Source organism: Streptomyces sp. NPDC085946, assembly GCF_044540485.1.
GTDB lineage: Bacteria > Actinomycetota > Actinomycetes > Streptomycetales > Streptomycetaceae > Streptomyces.
Map to the genome: position 1 here is coordinate 44,341 of NZ_JBITSF010000008.1, position 16,195 is coordinate 60,535.

15 protein-coding genes are annotated in these 16,195 nt (G+C 75.7%); 4 read left to right on the forward strand and 11 right to left on the reverse strand.

From position 1 onward, the window contains the following. Positions 1 to 78 precede the first annotated feature (78 nt). Positions 79 to 1,233, forward strand: coding sequence for an acyltransferase family protein (locus ACIF8T_RS17650; protein WP_400035949.1), 1,155 nt, complete (start codon positions 79 to 81; stop codon positions 1,231 to 1,233). Positions 1,234 to 1,313: 80 nt separating this feature from the next. Beyond that, positions 1,314 to 2,222, forward strand: a complete 909-nt coding sequence (locus ACIF8T_RS17655; protein ID WP_400035951.1) for a class I SAM-dependent methyltransferase — start codon at positions 1,314 to 1,316, stop codon at positions 2,220 to 2,222. Between the two features lie 121 nt (positions 2,223 to 2,343). On the opposite strand, the gene leuE is transcribed toward ACIF8T_RS17655, so the two are convergent. Both leuE and ACIF8T_RS17665 read right to left on the reverse strand, forming a co-directional pair. Next, a complete protein-coding gene (gene leuE, locus ACIF8T_RS17660; RefSeq protein WP_400035953.1) occupies positions 2,344 to 2,994 on the reverse strand; it encodes a leucine efflux protein LeuE in 651 nt (216 codons plus the stop codon). A 49-nt stretch (positions 2,995 to 3,043) separates the two neighbouring features. Next, positions 3,044 to 4,624 (reverse strand): methylmalonyl-CoA mutase, encoded by a 1,581-nt coding sequence (locus ACIF8T_RS17665; RefSeq protein ID WP_400035955.1) that lies wholly within the window; start codon positions 4,622 to 4,624, stop codon positions 3,044 to 3,046. Between the two features lie 282 nt (positions 4,625 to 4,906). Between ACIF8T_RS17665 and ACIF8T_RS17670 the strand changes: the two genes are divergently transcribed. Continuing rightward, on the forward strand, positions 4,907 to 5,752 hold the full coding sequence (locus ACIF8T_RS17670; RefSeq protein WP_400035957.1) for a L,D-transpeptidase family protein: 846 nt from the start codon (positions 4,907 to 4,909) through the stop codon (positions 5,750 to 5,752). Positions 5,753 to 5,958: 206 nt separating this feature from the next. On the opposite strand, the gene ACIF8T_RS17675 is transcribed toward ACIF8T_RS17670, so the two are convergent. The 5 genes from ACIF8T_RS17675 to ACIF8T_RS17695 all read right to left on the reverse strand — a co-directional run bounded on the left by ACIF8T_RS17675 (position 5,959) and on the right by ACIF8T_RS17695 (position 10,754). Next, positions 5,959 to 7,110, reverse strand: coding sequence for a hypothetical protein (locus tag ACIF8T_RS17675; RefSeq protein WP_400035958.1), 1,152 nt, complete (start codon positions 7,108 to 7,110; stop codon positions 5,959 to 5,961). Continuing rightward, entirely contained in the window at positions 7,110 to 7,784 is a 675-nt protein-coding gene (locus tag ACIF8T_RS17680) for an RNA polymerase sigma factor (RefSeq protein ID WP_400036408.1), read from the reverse strand. The genes ACIF8T_RS17675 and ACIF8T_RS17680 overlap by 1 nt, the downstream gene beginning before the upstream one ends. 571 nt (positions 7,785 to 8,355) lie before the next feature. Beyond that, entirely contained in the window at positions 8,356 to 9,228 is an 873-nt protein-coding gene (locus ACIF8T_RS17685) for a hypothetical protein (RefSeq protein WP_400035960.1), read from the reverse strand. A gap of 360 nt (positions 9,229 to 9,588) precedes the next feature. Further along, positions 9,589 to 10,206 (reverse strand): RNA polymerase sigma factor, encoded by a 618-nt coding sequence (locus ACIF8T_RS17690; RefSeq protein WP_400035962.1) that lies wholly within the window; start codon positions 10,204 to 10,206, stop codon positions 9,589 to 9,591. Positions 10,207 to 10,322: 116 nt separating this feature from the next. Then, positions 10,323 to 10,754 carry a hypothetical protein gene (locus tag ACIF8T_RS17695; RefSeq protein ID WP_400035964.1) on the reverse strand — a complete coding sequence of 144 codons (432 nt, stop codon included), beginning with the start codon at positions 10,752 to 10,754 and terminating at the stop codon, positions 10,323 to 10,325. A 510-nt stretch (positions 10,755 to 11,264) separates the two neighbouring features. On the opposite strand from ACIF8T_RS17695, the gene ACIF8T_RS17700 reads away from it, so the two are divergent. Further along, on the forward strand, positions 11,265 to 12,512 hold the full coding sequence (locus tag ACIF8T_RS17700) for an N-acetylmuramoyl-L-alanine amidase (protein ID WP_400035966.1): 1,248 nt from the start codon (positions 11,265 to 11,267) through the stop codon (positions 12,510 to 12,512). Between the two features lie 36 nt (positions 12,513 to 12,548). Here ACIF8T_RS17700 and ACIF8T_RS17705 read toward each other — a convergent pair whose 3' ends face one another. The 4 genes from ACIF8T_RS17705 to ACIF8T_RS17720 form a co-directional block, all read right to left on the reverse strand. Then, entirely contained in the window at positions 12,549 to 12,944 is a 396-nt protein-coding gene (locus ACIF8T_RS17705) for a hypothetical protein (protein ID WP_400035968.1), read from the reverse strand. A gap of 241 nt (positions 12,945 to 13,185) precedes the next feature. Beyond that, positions 13,186 to 13,767 carry a hypothetical protein gene (locus tag ACIF8T_RS17710; protein ID WP_400035970.1) on the reverse strand — a complete coding sequence of 194 codons (582 nt, stop codon included), beginning with the start codon at positions 13,765 to 13,767 and terminating at the stop codon, positions 13,186 to 13,188. A gap of 96 nt (positions 13,768 to 13,863) precedes the next feature. Continuing rightward, positions 13,864 to 14,376, reverse strand: coding sequence for a hypothetical protein (locus ACIF8T_RS17715; RefSeq protein WP_400035972.1), 513 nt, complete (start codon positions 14,374 to 14,376; stop codon positions 13,864 to 13,866). 111 nt (positions 14,377 to 14,487) lie between these two features. Beyond that, the gene (locus ACIF8T_RS17720; protein ID WP_400036410.1) at positions 14,488 to 16,086 is read right to left on the reverse strand and encodes a glycoside hydrolase family 20 protein; all 1,599 of its coding nucleotides are present in this window, start codon (positions 16,084 to 16,086) and stop codon (positions 14,488 to 14,490) included. Positions 16,087 to 16,195 lie beyond the last annotated feature (109 nt).

Below are 16,195 nucleotides of genomic sequence, written 5' to 3' on the forward strand. Positions count from 1 at the left end.
TCGCTCCCACGGACGGGAAAACACTGTTCATCGGATTAACGTGCTGTGCGTTGTCCCTGTTCCGACGAGGGGATCCCTGTGATCGACACGCCCGCGGACACCCGGGTGGATCCCACGGGCGCCGTGGTCCGCCCCGTCCCGCCCCCCACCGAGGCGCCCCGCCCGCGGGCCGGGCGCCGGGAGCCCCGGCTGCGGGCCCTGGACGGGCTGCGGCTGGTGGCCGCGCTGATGGTGGCGGCGTACCACTACGGCGGCCGGGACGGCGAGGTCGGCAAGGCCTGGGGTTCCTCCCCGCGCGACCAGTTCCCGTCGCTGTCCTCGTTCTTCGCCTACGGCTGCCTGGGCGTGCAGATCTTCTTCGTCATCAGCGGGTTCGTGATCTGCATGAGCGGCTGGGGCCGCCCGCTGCGGTCGTTCTTCGCCTCCCGCGCCTCACGGCTGCTGCCCGCCTACTGGGTGGCGGTCGTCCTGGTGACGGCGGTGTTCGCCCTGCCGGCGGTCGCCTACCGGGCGGTCTCGCCGAGCGACGCGCTGGTGAACCTGACGATGCTCCAGATGCCGCTGGGCGTGGACCGGGTGCTGGGCGTGTGCTGGACGCTGTGGGCGGAGATCCGCTTCTACGCGCTGTTCGCGCTGTGCGTGGTGCTGCCCGGGGCGAGCCGGCAGCGCGTGATCCTGTTCTGCGCCTGCTGGACGCTGGGCGCGGCGATCGCCCGGGCGGCGGACGAGCCGCTGCTCGACCTGGTGCTGATGCCCGAGTACGCGCCGTTCTTCATCGGCGGCATCGGCCTGTACCTCGTCCACCGCGACCGGCGGGACGCCTACGCGTGGGGCATCGTGGGCGTGAGCTGGCTGATCGGGCAGCACCACGCGGTGCGGGGGCTGTGGCACGCCCCGGACGCGGGCGGTTTCTCCCACCGCACCTCGTTCGGGATCGTGCTCGTCGTGACGGTCGGATTCCTGGCGGTCGCGGCGATCGCGCTGGGCTGGCTGAACCAGGTGAACTGGCGCTGGCTGACGGTGGCGGGCGCGCTGACGTACCCGTTCTACCTGGTGCACGAGCACCTGGGCTGGGTGGTGATCCACACCCTGCACGTCGGACTGGGCATCGCCTCCGCCCCGACCTTCCTCCTGACCATCGCGGTCATGCTGGTCCTGGCCTGGCTGCTGCACCGGTACGTCGAGAAGCCGCTGACGCCGCGGCTGCGGGCGGCGCTGTCCCGGACGCGCTGACACCCGAGTGCGCCGGCCGTCTTCACGACACGTGGGGTCCGATGGTGGTTTGTCCGGGTTTCTCGGCGCAGGCTCGTGCCATGGCCAACGCACACCCCACCGACACGTACCCGGGCGTCCTCGCCGACGTCCCCGGCTGGTTCCCCCCGCTGGACCAGGTGCTGTTCACCTGGTTCCTCGAACAGCAGCAGGCGCACGGGGTCCGCGGCGACCTGCTGGAACTGGGCGTCTACCTGGGCAAGAGCGCCATCCTGATGGGCCGTCACCTGGGTGACGGGGAGACGTTCACGGTCTGCGACCTGTTCGGGAGCGAGGCCCCCGACCGGGCGAACCGGGCCGAGACGACCAGGTCGTACGGCTCGCTCACCCGGCAGGCGTTCGAACGGAACTACCTCTCCTTCCACGACGCGCTGCCCACCGTGGTCCAGGGCCCCACGTCCGTGATCTCCTCGCACGTCGCCCCCGGCTCCTGCCGCTTCGTCCACATCGACGCCTCGCACCTGTACGAGCACGTGTACGGCGACATCGGCGCGGCCCGCACGGCCCTGCTCCCCGACGGCGTGGTCGTCCTCGACGACTTCCGCTCCGAGCACACCCCGGGCGTCTCCGTCGCCGCCTGGGAGGCGGTGCTCAGCCGCGGGCTGCGCCCCGTCTGCCTCAGCACGCAGAAGCTCTACGGCACCTGGGGCGACCCGGAGCCGCTGCAGGAGGCCCTGTCCCGCATGCTCGGGGAGCGCGACGACTGCGACCTGAGCGAGCAGTGGGCCGCCGGCCACCGCCTGCTCCGCGCCCACGCCCGGCGCACCCAGCCGCCCCCCTTCCCGCCGTCCCGCCACCGCACCGCCCCGGTACCGGCCCCGGCCCCGGCCTCCTGCGCGACCGCCCGCGCGGCCGCCCGCCCGTCCCCCTCGCGGGCCCGCCGCCTGGCGGCGGACCTGCTGCCGCCGGTGGTCGCACGGGCGATCCGGCGGGCGCGGGCATCGGCGTAGCCGCGGCCCCGCCCACGGGACGCACGGGACGCACGGCGGCGGCCGGGCTCGCGGACCGCCTCGCGGGCACCGGGCCGTCCTGACCGGCGTCCCGGCGGCCCGGGGTCACGCGGTCACGCGGTCACGCGCTCGTCAGTGACAGCTTCGCCGCGAACCCGAGGAACAGCGCGCCCGCCGCCGAGGTCGCCGCCGCGGACAGGCGCCTGCGGCGGCGGAAGGCGGCGGCCAGCCGGGTGCCGCCGAGGATCAGCGCGCTGAGGTAGAGGAAGCTGGCCAGCTGGGCGAAGGTGCCGAGGACCGCGAAGGAGAGGGCGGGGTAGGCGTAGCCGGGGTCGACGAACTGCACGAAGAAGGCGACGAAGAACAGGATCGCCTTCGGGTTGAACAGGCTGATGACGAACGCCCGGCGGAAGGGCCGCTCGGCGGGGGCGCCGGCGGCCGGGGCGTCCTGCGTGCCGCGCTCCCGCCGGGTCCGCCACATCCCCCACGCGGCCCGCAGCATGCCGACCGCCAGCCAGGTCAGGTACCCGGCCCCGGCGTACTTGACGATCCCGAACAGCAGCGCGTCGGTCTGCAGCAGGGAGGCGACCCCGGCGGCCGACAGTGTCATCAGCACGGTGTCCCCGCACCACACCCCGGCCGCGGCCCGGTACCCGGCGCGCACGCCGCGCCGGGCGGCGACGGAGAGCACGTACAGGGAGTTGGGGCCGGGCAGCAGGACGATCAGGACGAGGCCGGCCAGGTAGGTGGGGAGGTCGATGACGCCGAACATGGCAAGGAGTGTCGCACGCGCGCACGGCGCTCCCGCGCGCCGTTTCCGGTCAGAAGGCGTCCGAGGGCACGTACGTGCCCCACACCTCGCGCAGCGCGTTGCACACCTCGCCCACCGTCGCCCGGGCCTTGAGCGCGTCCTTCATCGGGTACAGGACGTTGTCCTCCCCCTCGGCGGCCTTCTTCAGGGCGGCCAGGGCCGTGTCCACGGCGGCCTGGTCGCGCTCCGCGCGCAGCCTGGCCAGGCGCTCGGCCTGCTGGGCCTCGATCGCCGGGTCGACGCGGAGCGGCTCGTAGGGCTCCTCCTCGTCGAGCTGGAAGCGGTTGACGCCGACGACGACCCGCTCGCCGGAGTCGGTCTCCTGGGCGATGCGGTAGGCGCTGTGCTCGATCTCCTGCTTCTGGAAGCCGCGCTCGATCGCCGACACCGCGCCGCCGAGGTCCTCGACCTTCTCCATCAGCCGGAGCGCCGCGGCCTCCACGTCGTCGGTCATCCTCTCGATGACGTACGACCCGGCGAAGGGGTCGACGGTCGCCGTCACGTCCGTCTCGTAGGCCAGGACCTGCTGGGTGCGCAGGGCCAGGCGGGCGGACTTGTCGGTCGGCAGGGCGATGGCCTCGTCGAAGGAGTTGGTGTGCAGCGACTGGGTGCCGCCGAGGACCGCGGCCAGGCCCTGGACGGCCACGCGGACCAGGTTGACCTCCGGCTGCTGGGCCGTCAGCTGCACACCGGCGGTCTGCGTGTGGAAGCGCAGCATCAGCGACTTGGGGTTCTTCGCGCCGAACTCCTCGCGCATCACCCGCGCCCAGATCCGGCGCGCGGCGCGGAACTTGGCGACCTCCTCCAGGATCGTGGTGCGGGCGACGAAGAAGAAGGACAGCCGGGGCGCGAAGTCGTCGACGTCCATGCCGGCGGCGACGGCCGTGCGCACGTACTCGATGCCGTCGGCGAGGGTGAACGCGATCTCCTGCGCCGGGGAGGCGCCGGCCTCGGCCATGTGGTAGCCGGAGATCGAGATCGTGTTCCACTTCGGGATCTCGGCCTTGCAGTACTTGAAGATGTCCGCGATCAGGCGCAGCGACGGCTTCGGCGGGAAGATGTACGTGCCGCGGGCGATGTACTCCTTCAGCACGTCGTTCTGGATCGTGCCGGTCAGCTTGTCCGCGGCGACGCCCTGCTCCTCGGCGACCAGTTGGTACAGGAGCAGCAGCAGCGCGGCCGGGGCGTTGATCGTCATCGACGTCGACACCTTGTCCAGCGGGATGCCGTCGAACAGCACCCGCATGTCGTCGACCGAGTCGATGGCGACGCCCACCTTGCCGACCTCGCCGTGCGCGATCGGGGCGTCGGAGTCGTGGCCCATCTGGGTGGGCAGGTCGAAGGCGACCGACAGGCCCATCGTGCCGTTCGCGATCAGCTGCTTGTAGCGGGCGTTGGACTCCACCGCGGTGCCGAAACCGGCGTACTGGCGCATCGTCCAGGGGCGGCCGGTGTACATGGACGGGTACACGCCGCGGGTGAAGGGGTACGTGCCGGGCTCCCCCAGCTTCTCGGCCGGGTCCCAGCCCTCCAGAGCCTCCGGTCCGTAGACCGGCTCGATGGGCAGACCGGACTCCGACTCGCGCGCCATGGTGTGATGCCTCCCGCTGAGCAGTTGCTCGAGTGACCCGCCGGGTTCTCGCGACCCGCCGTTACCCGCCAGTACAGACCGACCCTCCGACGGACTGTAGCGGCGGGCGCGCACCCGTGGGACAGGGGCACGCTGGGACCTTGCTCACAGCCTCGGTGGGACCTCGCTCACAGCCTCCACCGCGGCGCCGTCCACCGCAATGCCGCCGCGTTCGCGGCGGGCCCGGGCCGGGGAACATGTCCTGTGTCGTTTCGGCGCACCGGTGGGACGGGTGGGGGCTGTATGCGGAGCACGGGCAGGGGACGGGCGGCGGTCGCCCTGGTGGCGCTGGCCGCGGTGGGCGGCTGCACGGTGCAGCCCGCGGACGGCGGCGGGCACCGGTCACCGGTGCGCATCGAGGTGCCGGGCGGTACGCCGGCGGCGCCGCGCACCTCCGGCGGGGACGGCGGCGGCGCACCGGACGGCGCACCGCCCCCGAAGGCACCGGCCGCGCCCGCCCCGGTGCTGTGGTCGCGCGGCGACACCGGCCGCGACGTCCGCGAACTCCAGTCCCGGCTGCGCCAGGTCGCCTGGCTGCTGCACGGCCCGACCGGCATCTACGACGACCTGACCGAGGAGGCCGTACGGGGCTTCCAGGGCAAGCGCGGGCTGCCGCGCACCGGGCGGACCGACACCGTCACCTGGCAGCGGCTGCGGGCGATGACGCACGAACCGGGCCGGTGGGAGCTGTACCTGATGGGCGGCCAGCCGGCCGACGCGCCGGATCCGCGCTGCCTGACCGGCCGGGTGCTGTGCATCAGCAAGGAGAGCCGGACCCTGCGCTGGATGGTGGACGGGCGGACGGTGTCGACGACGGCGGTCCGCTTCGGCTCGGCGTACACCCCGACCCGGGAGGGCGTGTTCCACGTCTACTGGAAGTCCCGGCACCACTGGTCGACGCTGTACGACTCGTCCATGCCGTACGCGATGTTCTTCAGCGGCGGCCAGGCGGTGCACTTCAGTGCCGACTTCGCCGCCCGCGGCTACGCCGGCAGCTCGCACGGGTGCGTCAACGTCGGGGACGAGGCGGCGATCGCCCGGCTGTACGCGCAGGTGAGGAACGGCGACAAGGTCGTCGTCCACTGGTGAGCGCCGGAGCGGGAGGGGAGTTCGGGGCGCGGGCGGGACCGGGGGAACGTGTCCCGCCCGCGCCAGGTGCACGAGCCGCAGGTACGGGGGGAACCCCGGCTCTGTGCGACGGCCGATGACCAGTCGGCTCACTCATTACTGCGCTTCGGCGGCCGAAAACGTCACACCCTCGGCGAAGAATTTTTCGCCACTGACAAAAGCGCAGGTCAGAGCGCGCTGTAGGTGGGTTCGGGCGAGGGCTCGGAGGAGAGTGTCCTGGCCTTGGCGTCCTGGGGGTCCCGCGGGGCCCGCGGGGCGAGGGCGCCGTCGCGGTGGCCGCCGCTCCGGCCCTTGCCGGCGTCGCCCCCGGACGTGCCGTTGCCGTTGCCGCCACCGTCGCCGTCGCCGCTGTTGCCGCTGCCGCTGTTGCCGTTGCCGCTGTTGCTCTTGTCGCTGTTGCTCTTGTCGCTGTTGCTCTTGTCGCTGTTGCTCTTGTCGCCGGCCTTGCCGTTGCCCTGACCGGTGCTCCTGTCCCCGCCGCGGTCCTCGCCCGCGCGGTCCGGGGAGCCGCTGCCGGGCACGGACAGCACGCCCTCGCAGTACGCCGGCACCCGGTGGGAGCCGCCCGCGGCGCCCTCCAGGGCACGCTTGCGGCCGGCGTCGAGCGCCTTGCCGTCGCGCAGGTCGCGGCAGGCGGACGCGGCGCCCCGCCACCGGTCGCGGGAGGCGTCGGCGGGGTCGTCGGCGCCCGACCCCGTCGTGGCGCCCCCGCTCGGCGTGCCCGGGTCACCGCCGCCGGCGATCCCCGCGGAAACGTTGTCCGACGGGCCGCCGGGCGTCGCGCCGCCCTGCACGGACCCGCGCGGCGAGGACGACGCCGGCGGACGCTCCGGAGGCGTCGCGGCGGACGAGACGGAGGAGCCGGGGTCCCGGCCGGCCCCGTCGAACGGGGTCGGCAGCACACCGGTTCCGGCGGCGGCCGCGACACCGCCGGCCATGCCGGCGGCCAGCGCCGCGGCCAGCCCCCAGCGCACGGGGCGGGAACGCCGCGGGGCACCGGCGGACCGGCCGATCCGGACGAGCGCGGGGTGGGCGGAGGAGGCCGGCGCGGTGTCCGTCGACGCGGGGGGCGCGGCGTGCCCGTCGCTTCCGGCGCGTTCCGCGCGGTCGGCGCGGGCCTGGCGGAAGGCGGCCAGCGCGGCGGCCTCGCCCGGGAGTTCGCCGCCGGCCGACGGGGACGGGGCGGAGAGTGCGTCGAGCGCCGCGGCGAGCCGTGCGGCCTGCTCACGGGCGGCGGGGTCGGCAGTGCCGGGGGACTCCCCGCGCAGCAAGCGCTCGGCCGTCTCGCGGTTCAGCCACCTGTACTGCTCGTCGGCCATCACATGTCCTTCTGCGTCCGCGCGCGCGGACGCGTCACAGTCGCGGACGTCACCGCGCGGCGTCGCGGTTCTCTCTGGGGCGGTACGGCGTCGAGCACGCCCGCGGATTCCGGATCCGCCTCCGGATCGCCGCCGAGCAGTTCGGCCAGCCGCCTCAGACCGCGGTGCGCCGCCGTGCGCACGGCACCCGGCCGCTTGCCCAGCGTCTCGGCCGCGGTCTTGGCGTCGAGACCCACGACCACGCGCAGCACGACGGCCTCGGCCTGGTCCTGCGGCAGCCGGGCGATGAGGGAGAACGTGCTGTCGGTGGTGAGCGCCTCCAGGGCCTCGCCCGCGGTGTCGCACGCGGCGGCCCGGCCGGTCAGCTCGGTCTCGTCGCCGCCGATCGCGGGGCGGCGGCCGCGCATCCGTATGTGGTCCAGCGCGCGGTTGCGGGCGATGCGGGCGGCCCAGCCGCGGAACCGGTCGGCGTCGCCGTCGAACCGCTCCAGGTCCCGCGCGATCTGCAGCCAGGCCTCGGACGTCACGTCCTCGGCGTCGGGGTCGCCGACCAGGGTCCGTACGTACCCCAGCAGCCGCGGGTGCACGGCCCGGTACACCGTGCGGAACGCGGTCTCGTCCCCGTCCTGAGCCGCCCGCACCGCGGCGGTCAGTTCCGCGTCGTCCCCCAGCACCGCGCACCCCATTTTGCGATGGTCATCGATGGTGCGCCGTCTCGGGGCCGCGGGTGGTTGCTGTGGTCAGCCGGCAATCTGTCGTCCTCCGCGGCCTGGCGCGAAAGGCACGTTACGACGCGAAACCGGTCCCCGTCCATGTTGGTACAAGACGCAACCAACTCGTGACGCGGTGGGTGTGACACAAACCGCACGCCCGACGCTGTAGGGAGTACGGGCCGCCGCGCGGCCCGTGCCGCGCGACGGCCGGGGCCTCTCCTGTGGGGGGTGGCGGCCCCGGCCGTTGCCATGGCGCGGCACGGGCGGGGGCCCGTCGGTGTTTTCCGGGCCCGTCCGGGCAGGCGTGGGACCGATCCGGGCCCTGGTGCTCCGTTTTCCGGGGCCTGTCCGGGCAGGCGTGGGACCGATCCGGGCTCCCGGGCTCCGTTTTCCGGGCCTGTCCGGGCAGGCGCGGGACCGATCCGGGCCCCTGGTGCTCCGGTGCCCCGCCCGCGGACGCCTCGACGGGCGGGATTCCGCTTCTGTTCCGGTCGGCGGGAAGCCGCTACTCGTTCCGGTCGGCGAGGAGCCGCTACTCGTCGTCGCGGCCGTTGGAGCCGGCGGAGCCGCCCTGGCCGTTGTCCGCGCCGTTGCCGGAGGAGTCCGCGCCGCCCGCGGCGTTCTCCGCACCCGTGCCGGCGCCCGAGCCGCCCTCCGCGGTGCCGGAGCCGTTGCCCGCCGTGCCGTTCTCGCCGGCCGGGCCGCCGTTCGCGGCGCTTGCGGCGTCCTCGCCGTTCCCGGTGCCGTTCCGCGGCCCGCCGGTCCGGTCGGGCTTCGCCCCCGCCGTCGCCCCGGCCAGCCGCTCGGAGCAGTACGCGGCGACCCTGCCCTCGCCGCCCGCGGCCGCGACGAGGCGCTGCCAGGCCGTCGCGTCCAGGGCGCTGCCGCGCGCCCCGACCTGCTCGTAGGCGCGGCAGTGGGCCTCGGTGTCCCGGGCGGTGCCGGGGTGGTCCGGCCGGGCGGGACCGGCGCCGGGCGCCGCGGCGGAGGACCCGGCGTCAAGCCGGCCGGGGGCGCTCGCCGAGGGGCGGGGGCCCGACCGGTCGTCACCGGCGCCGTCGCCGCCGGAACCGGACGCGACGGTCGCGGCGACCGCCACCCCGCCCAGGGCGAGGCCGGCGAGCGCCACGGACAGGGCGCCCTTCAGCGAGAACCCGGCACGCCGCCGGGCCCGGGGCCGCCAGTCGTCCCGGCGGCGGGTACGGGCGGCCGCCCCGTGCGCGCCGGCCTCCCGGGCGGCCCGGAACGCCGCCACCGCCCGCTGCTCGGCCTCGGCGTCGACGCCGTCCCCGCGCAGGGCGTCGGCGAGCAGCGCCTCCAGCGCGGCACCGTCGAGTGCCGCGGGGCCGCCAGGGTGCACACGCCGGCGGCCGGGAAGCCCGCCGTCGCTCTGCCGTTCACCCATGTCCGTTTCCGTCCCTGCTCGCTCTGTGCCGCCCGCCGGCCCCGTGGGGGCCGTGGAGTTCCTGTCGGTGCGCGCGGACCGCCGGGCCGACCCGGCCGTTCCGCTCGCACCGCTGCTGCCGGTCGCACCGGTCCGGCCGGCCGTACCGGCGGTCCCGCCGCTTCCGTCCGGGCCGGCCGCCCCGGGCGGACCGGCCGGCCGGCTCGCCCCGCCCGTACCGGCCCGTCCCGTCCGCGCGACGCGCCCCGCTGCCCGCCGGTACGGCCGAGCCGTCCGTCGTGTTCACCACCACCGGTGCCGGCGACCCGCCCGGCCCGGCCGCTCCGCCCGGCCGGTCCGCCGGTCGCTCACCGGTGGCGGTCATGTCGACTCACCCAGCGTCCGGGACGCCTCATCCGTCACACCGTCGACGCCCAACTGCTTGGCCAGCCGCTTCAGCCCCCGGTAGGCGGCCGTCCGCACCGCGCCCGGCCGCTTGCCGAGGACCCGCGCGGCGGCGGGCCCGTCGAGGCCGACGACGACCCGCAGCAGCACCGCCTCCGCCTGGTCGCGGGGCAGCCCGCGCACCAGGTCCAGGGCGCGCTCGGTGGACATCGCCTCCAGCGCCTGCTCGTGGGTGCTCTGCGGGCCGGGCAGCTCCAGGACGTCCTGTTCGAGCGTCGCCGCCCGGGGCCGGACCCGCTGACGGCGCAGGTGGTCCAGCGCCCGGTGCCGGGCGATGGTCGCGGTCCAGCCGCGGAAACCGGCCCCGTCGCCCTTGAACCGGCCCAGGTCCCGGGCGATCTCCAGCCAGGCGTCGGACGCCACGTCCTCCGCGTCCTCCCCGACGAGCCCGCGCAGGTAGCCGAGCAGTCCGGGCTGCACGAGCCGGTAGGCGGCCGCGAAGGCGGCCTCGTCACCCTCCTGGGCCCGCGCGACGGCCGCGCCCAATTCCCCGTCGTGCGCGTGTGCGCGGCGGGGTTCCCCTCCGTGGCCCAAGAACTGTCCTCGTCCGTACCGAGTGAGTGGCGGATGCGCGTCGTGCGGCACGGTCGGCCGTGCCCACGTCTCCACGGTCCTCAGCGTCGGGCCTCGCGGAAGTGTCACAGCGCCCCTCAGGCGACCGCCCGCCGCGCCCGTCCGTGCAGGGTCAGGTAGAAGGTCTGCAGGGACTCCTCGGGGCCGCCGGCCTCGAAGCGGTTGCGGACCTTGCCGAGGGGGTTCCAGACGCGTCCGTCGGGCATCCGGACGCCGACCGGCTGGCCGAAGTACGCGCGCTGGTCGGCGTCGAAGTCCACCCACTCCGCGCCCGCCCGGCGCACCAGCACCTCACCGACGTACGCGCCGAGCGCGAACAGCGTGCCGTGCGACCGGCCGGGGTCGGCGCCGCCCTTGCGCAGCCCGTCGATCAGGAAGTCGACGACCCGCAGGCTGGCCACGGAGTAGTCGAGCGGCAGCCGGTTGCGGGCGGTGACCCGGGCGACGAAGGCCGCCGCGTGCGACCGCATCTCCGCCGCGTGCGGCACGCGCCGCTGCACCCTGCTCATGGGTCCCCACCCCTTCTCCGTCGGGCGAGTCCTCCCGACGGCTCCCCCGGCTGACCCAGCGGATGCGCGACCGGGCGCATCACAGGTCTCGCCTGTGTCGATGACCACACACCCGCCGCACAGCCGGCGTACAACCTTCGCGCCCCCTCGCGGGTCGGCGGGGCCCGTGCGGCGGGGACGAATGCCACCGTCCCGGTCGTCTCCGGGCCGAGAGTGCGTGCACGGCGTCGCGAGACAGGCGGGAATGGTCGGACAGGCCCGAGGGGCCCTCGCCGTACCGGCGGCGGCAGGGCACTGGGCCGGACGGCCCGACCTCGCGTGGCATCCGGGTGCTCCTGCGCCGCTGTCCGGCTCCGCTCCCGCGCACCGCGGAAGGCATGGGTGCGCGACCGGCTCCACAGGAGCCCGGCCCCACGGGTCCGGCACGGGTCCGGCCCCGCGAGGGTCCGGCTCCCCGTGCGTCCGGCCCCGCGCCCCCGCCCGACGACACAGCGAGGACCAGTCAGGGCCATGTCAGCCATCCAGGTACCGGCCGGACCGCTCCGGCCGACGCGCCGTCTCCTCCGCACCGCCCTCGCCGCCGCCGTCACCACCGCCCTCGCGCTCGGCGCCCTCGGCCAGGCCGCGCCCGCGCAGGCGGGTCCCGCCCGGGACACCCTCGCCCGGGACACCCCCGCCCAGGCCGACCCCGCCGGCACGGTGCACAGCATCCCCGTACCGGGCACCGATCCGCTGCGGCGGTCGCTGGCCCGGCGCGCCACCGAACTGTTCAGCATGGTCGGCGTCACCTGGGACGACCCGGACGCCCACCTGGGCGGCACCGCCGAGGTCCGCACCCACTCCGCCGAGACCGGCGAGTGGCGCCCCTGGCAGGAGCTGGACGCCGACGCGCACACCCCGGAGACGGGCCCCGACCGGGGGCGCGCCGGGGTGCGCGGCGGCACGCAGCCCCTGTGGACCGGCCTGTCCGACGGCGTCCAGGTCCGGGTGGCGGGCCGGGACCTGCCCGCGGGGCTGCGCGTCGAACTGGTCGATCCGGACGGCGGCCCCGCCACCGCGCCCCGCGCGGCACGGACCCGGACGGCCGGGCCGGCCGCGGACCGCCCCGCGGTCACACCGCGTTCCGACTGGGGCGCCGACGAGTCGCTCGTCGTGAACCCGCCGACCTACACGACCGACACCAAGGCCGTGTTCGTGCACCACACCGCGGGCACCAACGACTACACGTGCGCCCAGTCCGCGTCGATCGTCCGCGGGATCTTCCTCTACCACGTGCAGGGCAACGGCTGGAACGACATCGGCTACCACTTCCTCGTCGACAAGTGCGGCACCGTCTTCGAGGGCCGCGCGGGCGGCATCGACCGGCCCGTCCTCGGCGCCCACACCTACGGCTTCAACACCGACACCAGCAGCGTCTCGGTCCTCGGCGACTACACCACCGCCGCCCCGGCCGCCGTCGCCCGCGACGCGGTCGCCAGGGTCGCCGCCTGGAAGCTCGGCCTGTACGGCGGCGACCCGGCCGGGACCGTGGTGCTGACCGCGGGCGCCGACAACGGCAAGTACACGGCCGGCCAGAAGGTCACCCTGCACCGGATCTCCGGTCACCGCGACGGCTACCCGACCGAGTGCCCGGGCGGGCACCTCTACGCCGAACTGCCCGCGATCCGCGTCCCCGCTGCCGCCGCCGGGGCCGGGGCCGGCACGACCGCCCCCGAACCGGGCCCGGGCCGGCGCGGGGCGGAGCGGCGCACCCGTTAGGAGAGGCGCGCCGGGGCGCCGTCACCCCGCGCGTCCTTACCGCTGCGGCACCCCGGTCGCCGCGTCCCGGCACAGCAGCCGCAGCGATCCGCGCCCCTCGTAGCAGAGCCGGGCCTCGTCCACGGGGTCCCACAGCCGGCCGTCGGGGGTGCGGATCCAGTGGTCGCCGCCCGCCGCCCACCACTCGGCGCCGGACTCCCGGACCATCACCTCGCCGGCGTACGCGCCCAGTCCGCGCAGCACGTGCTCCACGGCGTCCCGCGGCGGGGCCTCGCGCCGGATGCCCTCGATCAGGCGGTCGACGCTCCACAGGCTCCGCGCCGAGTAGTCGAGGCGCAGCCGCGCTCCCTCGCGCAGCATCGCCACCGTGTCCGCCGCCCACCGCACCGGCTTCGCCGCGGCCGGGGGCCTGGTCTCCTGCTGGCTCGTCACAGTCGTCACAGTGGGAAGAGCGCGGCGCGGCGGTGATTCGTCACCGGAACCGGGGGGACTCCCCAGGACCGGCGCAGGACCGCCCGACGCCGCCCCACAACGGTCACAGGACTCCCCCACGGCCGGGGTTTGCCCACGGCCGGGGTTCGCCCGCGCGTGGGCCGCCTTCCGGCGCGGCGCCCGGCCGCGGCGGCGCGCCGGGAGCGGGCCGGCCCGGCTCCGCCCGCCCGGCGCCCGTCCCTCAGCCCTGGTTCCGGGTGCGGCGCGACACCACCGCGCGCAGCACCCGCCGTCCCTCCGTCGACACCTCCAGCGCCCGGCGCAGCCCGGCCGGTCCGTGTCCGGCGAGGAGTTCCAGGACGGTGATCTGGCGGCGCAGCTCGGCGGCGACGAGCGGCGGCACGCCCGGCGCGCGGCCCTCGGCGGGGGTGCGCCCCGCCCGGACGGAGTCCAGGGCGCCGTCCGCGGACGCCTCGTCCTCGGCGGGGTCGAGGAGCCGGTGGATCTGGAGCGAGGCGACCGAGCAGGCGTCGGCCCACACCCGTACGGGGTCGGCGGCCGGCTCGGCCGGGGCGGCGGCCAGCATCCGGCGGGCGAGCAGCGCGGCCTCGTCGTCCGGGGCGCGGTCCTCCAGCCCGGCGCGCGCCTGCTCCAGCCCGATGCCCCAGTCGCCGGCTCCGGCGGCCTCCGTCAGGCTGGCCCACAGCGGCCGCAGCAGCTCGTCGTCGCCGCCCAGCAGGGGCAGGCACCGATCCAAACAAGCCAACCCGCTCACGGCGAGCCCGCGCTCGTCGGCCTGTGCGATCAGTTCCACCAGGCTCATCCACGCCTCCTCAGCAGGCCTCCACAGGGCCTCTACCGGGCGCCTGCCTTCACGGAGCCCGCATTTCCCCTTACTGCGTGCGACGGCCCGGGAGTGTCACTCGGGCACCACGCCGAGCCGGGCGAGGAGACGGAAGAAGAGGTTTTCGGCCATCGGGTGCGCGGGATCGGGGTCGGCGGCCAGCACCTCGGCCAGGGCGTCGGCGTCCGCCGTGAGCCCGGCCTCGGCGGCCCAGCCGACCGCGCGCTCGGCGGCGTCCCCGGGCTCCAGGAAGTAGTCCTCCAGCGCGGGCCCCTCCCGGCCGGCGCCGAGGTGCCCGGCCATCGCGGTGCGGGCCAGGCACGTGGTCCACGTCCCGCTCCGCGGCGCGGCCGCCTCGACCACCACGCAGTCGCCGTCCATGACGTACCCGAAGAGCGCGGGCGCCCCGGTCTCGCGGGCGAGGGCGTTCATGCCGCCCACGTCGCCGTCGCGGCTCGGGTACTCCCAGACCTGCCAGCCGCCGGGCGCCGACGTGCGCAGCGTCATCCCGTCCGCGCCCGCCAGCGCGTCCAGCCCGGCGAGCGGCCGCGCGTCGCGCCCCACGACGAAATAGCCCCAGTAGCCCATGGTGCGGCGTCCCCCCGGTCCTTCGGTTCGGCTCCCGCCAGAAGACCACCACAGCCGTACGGGGGTCCGCAGCGGTATCCGGCATTCCGCCCGGCTGCGCGGGCGCCGGGCTCAGCGCAGCCGGTCCGCCAGCGCCCGGAACCGCGCCCAGGACAGCTCCGGCGGGTCCGGGTCCCACAGCTTCTGCACGGTCGCCCGCAGCGGCAGCCGGATCCCGTCGGCGACCCGGTCCTGCGTCTGGGCGTCGGCGAGGTCGCACCAGACCGCGAAGGAGCCGCCGGCGATCTGGTCGTCGTACTCCTCGGACACGGCGGCGGTGCCGCGCAGGACGCGCGGGGTCCACTGCTCGTAGATCCGCTGCCCCGTGGGATAGACGAAGGTCTGCGGCTGGCCGAGCACGTAGTAGAGGAACTCGTCGTTGTAGTTGAGCACCGTGCGGCCCGCGCTCAGGTACTCGGAGGGCCGGCGGGCGCCGATCTCCTTGCCGGTCCAGTAGGCGACCTGGATGTCCTCGGCCGGCCGGACGGCCGTGCCGCGGAAGAAGCCGTCGTTCCAGGCGCGCGGGGTGCGGTCGCGGGCGCGGACGGTCTCGGCGCGGTCGTTGAGCCAGCCGGTCGCGAGGTCGGCGACGGTGGCGCCGGGTCCGTACGCCTCCCGGGCGGCGGCGGCCAGCCGCGGGAAGGAGGCCTGCGGGTCGGAGTAGGTCAGCGCCTGGTACTCGTCGCCGCCCAGGTGCCACTGGCTGCCGGGGAAGAGTCCGGCGTACTCGTCCAGCAGGTCGTCGACGATCTCGGCGGACTCGGGGCGGGAGATGTCGATCGCCCCGCGCACCGCCGTGCCCCGCGCGGTGCGCAGCTGGAGGTCGGGGTGGGCGGCGATGACGGCGCCGAGGTGGCCGGGCGAGTCGATCTCCGGGACGACGGTGACGTGCCGCTCGGCGGCGAGCTTCACGATCCGCCTCACCTGCGCCTTGGTCAGGTGCTGCGCGGACACGACCTCGGGGTGCGTGCCGGACTCGATCCGGAACCCCTGGTCGTCGGAGAAGTGCAGGCCGAGCTCGTTGAACTTCAGGTCCCCGAGCTCGCGGACCCGGTCCTCGATCCAGCCGGCGGTGAAGTGCTTGCGCGCGATGTCCAGCATCAGCCCGCGGCGCTCCTTGGCCGGCGCGTCGCGCACGACGCCCTCCGGGGCCGTGCCGCCGCCGTGCACCATCTGCTTGAGGGTGCGGGTGCCGTAGAAGACGCCCGCGTCGGCGGGCCCGCTGATGTCCACCCGCCCGCCGCGCACGGTCATGGTGTACGACTCCGGGCCCGCGCCCCGGTCGCCGCTGAGCGCCAGCCGCACGTCCCCGGCGCGCGCGTCGTCCCGCTCCCCCGCGTACGACAGCTTCAGCTCGCCGGCGATCAGCCGCCCCTCGTCGGCGAGGCCGGCGTCGTTCACGACCACGCGGGCGCCGCTCGCGGGCTTCCAGCCCGGGCCGCGCTCGGGGGTGTGGGACCGCACGGCGGGGATGGTGCGGGGCGTCTGGGACAGCGGGTAGGAGCGCGTGGGGCTCGGGCTCGGCTGCCGCCCGGGGGGCGTGGCCGCGGACCGGGCCTCGGAGGTGCGCGCCGCCGGCGCGCCGTCGCCGTCCGGGGACGACGCCCACAGGCCGAGGGCCACCCCGGCGGACACCACGACCAGGGCCGCGGTGATCGCCGCGGTCAGCACCCTCCGCCGTCTCACCTTCTGCGCCGGCACGCGGCGCCTGTGCTGGCTCACGGCGCCAACCTACGGCCCGGTACGGGTGAACACCGTCCACCACACGTCATGAAGCTCT

What these genes read in the sequence shown, in the direction of transcription:
- ACIF8T_RS17655 (WP_400035951.1), top strand. Translation starts at nt 1,314, where the DNA reads ATGGCCAACGCACACCCCACCGACACGTACCCGGGCGTCCTCGCCGAC.
- leuE (WP_400035953.1), bottom strand. Translation starts at nt 2,994, where the DNA reads ATGTTCGGCGTCATCGACCTCCCCACCTACCTGGCCGGCCTCGTCCTG.
- ACIF8T_RS17665 (WP_400035955.1), bottom strand. Translation starts at nt 4,624, where the DNA reads ATGGCGCGCGAGTCGGAGTCCGGTCTGCCCATCGAGCCGGTCTACGGA.
- ACIF8T_RS17670 (WP_400035957.1), top strand. Translation starts at nt 4,907, where the DNA reads ATGCGGAGCACGGGCAGGGGACGGGCGGCGGTCGCCCTGGTGGCGCTG.
- ACIF8T_RS17675 (WP_400035958.1), bottom strand. Translation starts at nt 7,110, where the DNA reads ATGGCCGACGAGCAGTACAGGTGGCTGAACCGCGAGACGGCCGAGCGC.
- ACIF8T_RS17685 (WP_400035960.1), bottom strand. Translation starts at nt 9,228, where the DNA reads ATGGGTGAACGGCAGAGCGACGGCGGGCTTCCCGGCCGCCGGCGTGTG.
- ACIF8T_RS17695 (WP_400035964.1), bottom strand. Translation starts at nt 10,754, where the DNA reads ATGAGCAGGGTGCAGCGGCGCGTGCCGCACGCGGCGGAGATGCGGTCG.
- ACIF8T_RS17700 (WP_400035966.1), top strand. Translation starts at nt 11,265, where the DNA reads ATGTCAGCCATCCAGGTACCGGCCGGACCGCTCCGGCCGACGCGCCGT.
- ACIF8T_RS17710 (WP_400035970.1), bottom strand. Translation starts at nt 13,767, where the DNA reads ATGAGCCTGGTGGAACTGATCGCACAGGCCGACGAGCGCGGGCTCGCC.
- ACIF8T_RS17715 (WP_400035972.1), bottom strand. Translation starts at nt 14,376, where the DNA reads ATGGGCTACTGGGGCTATTTCGTCGTGGGGCGCGACGCGCGGCCGCTC.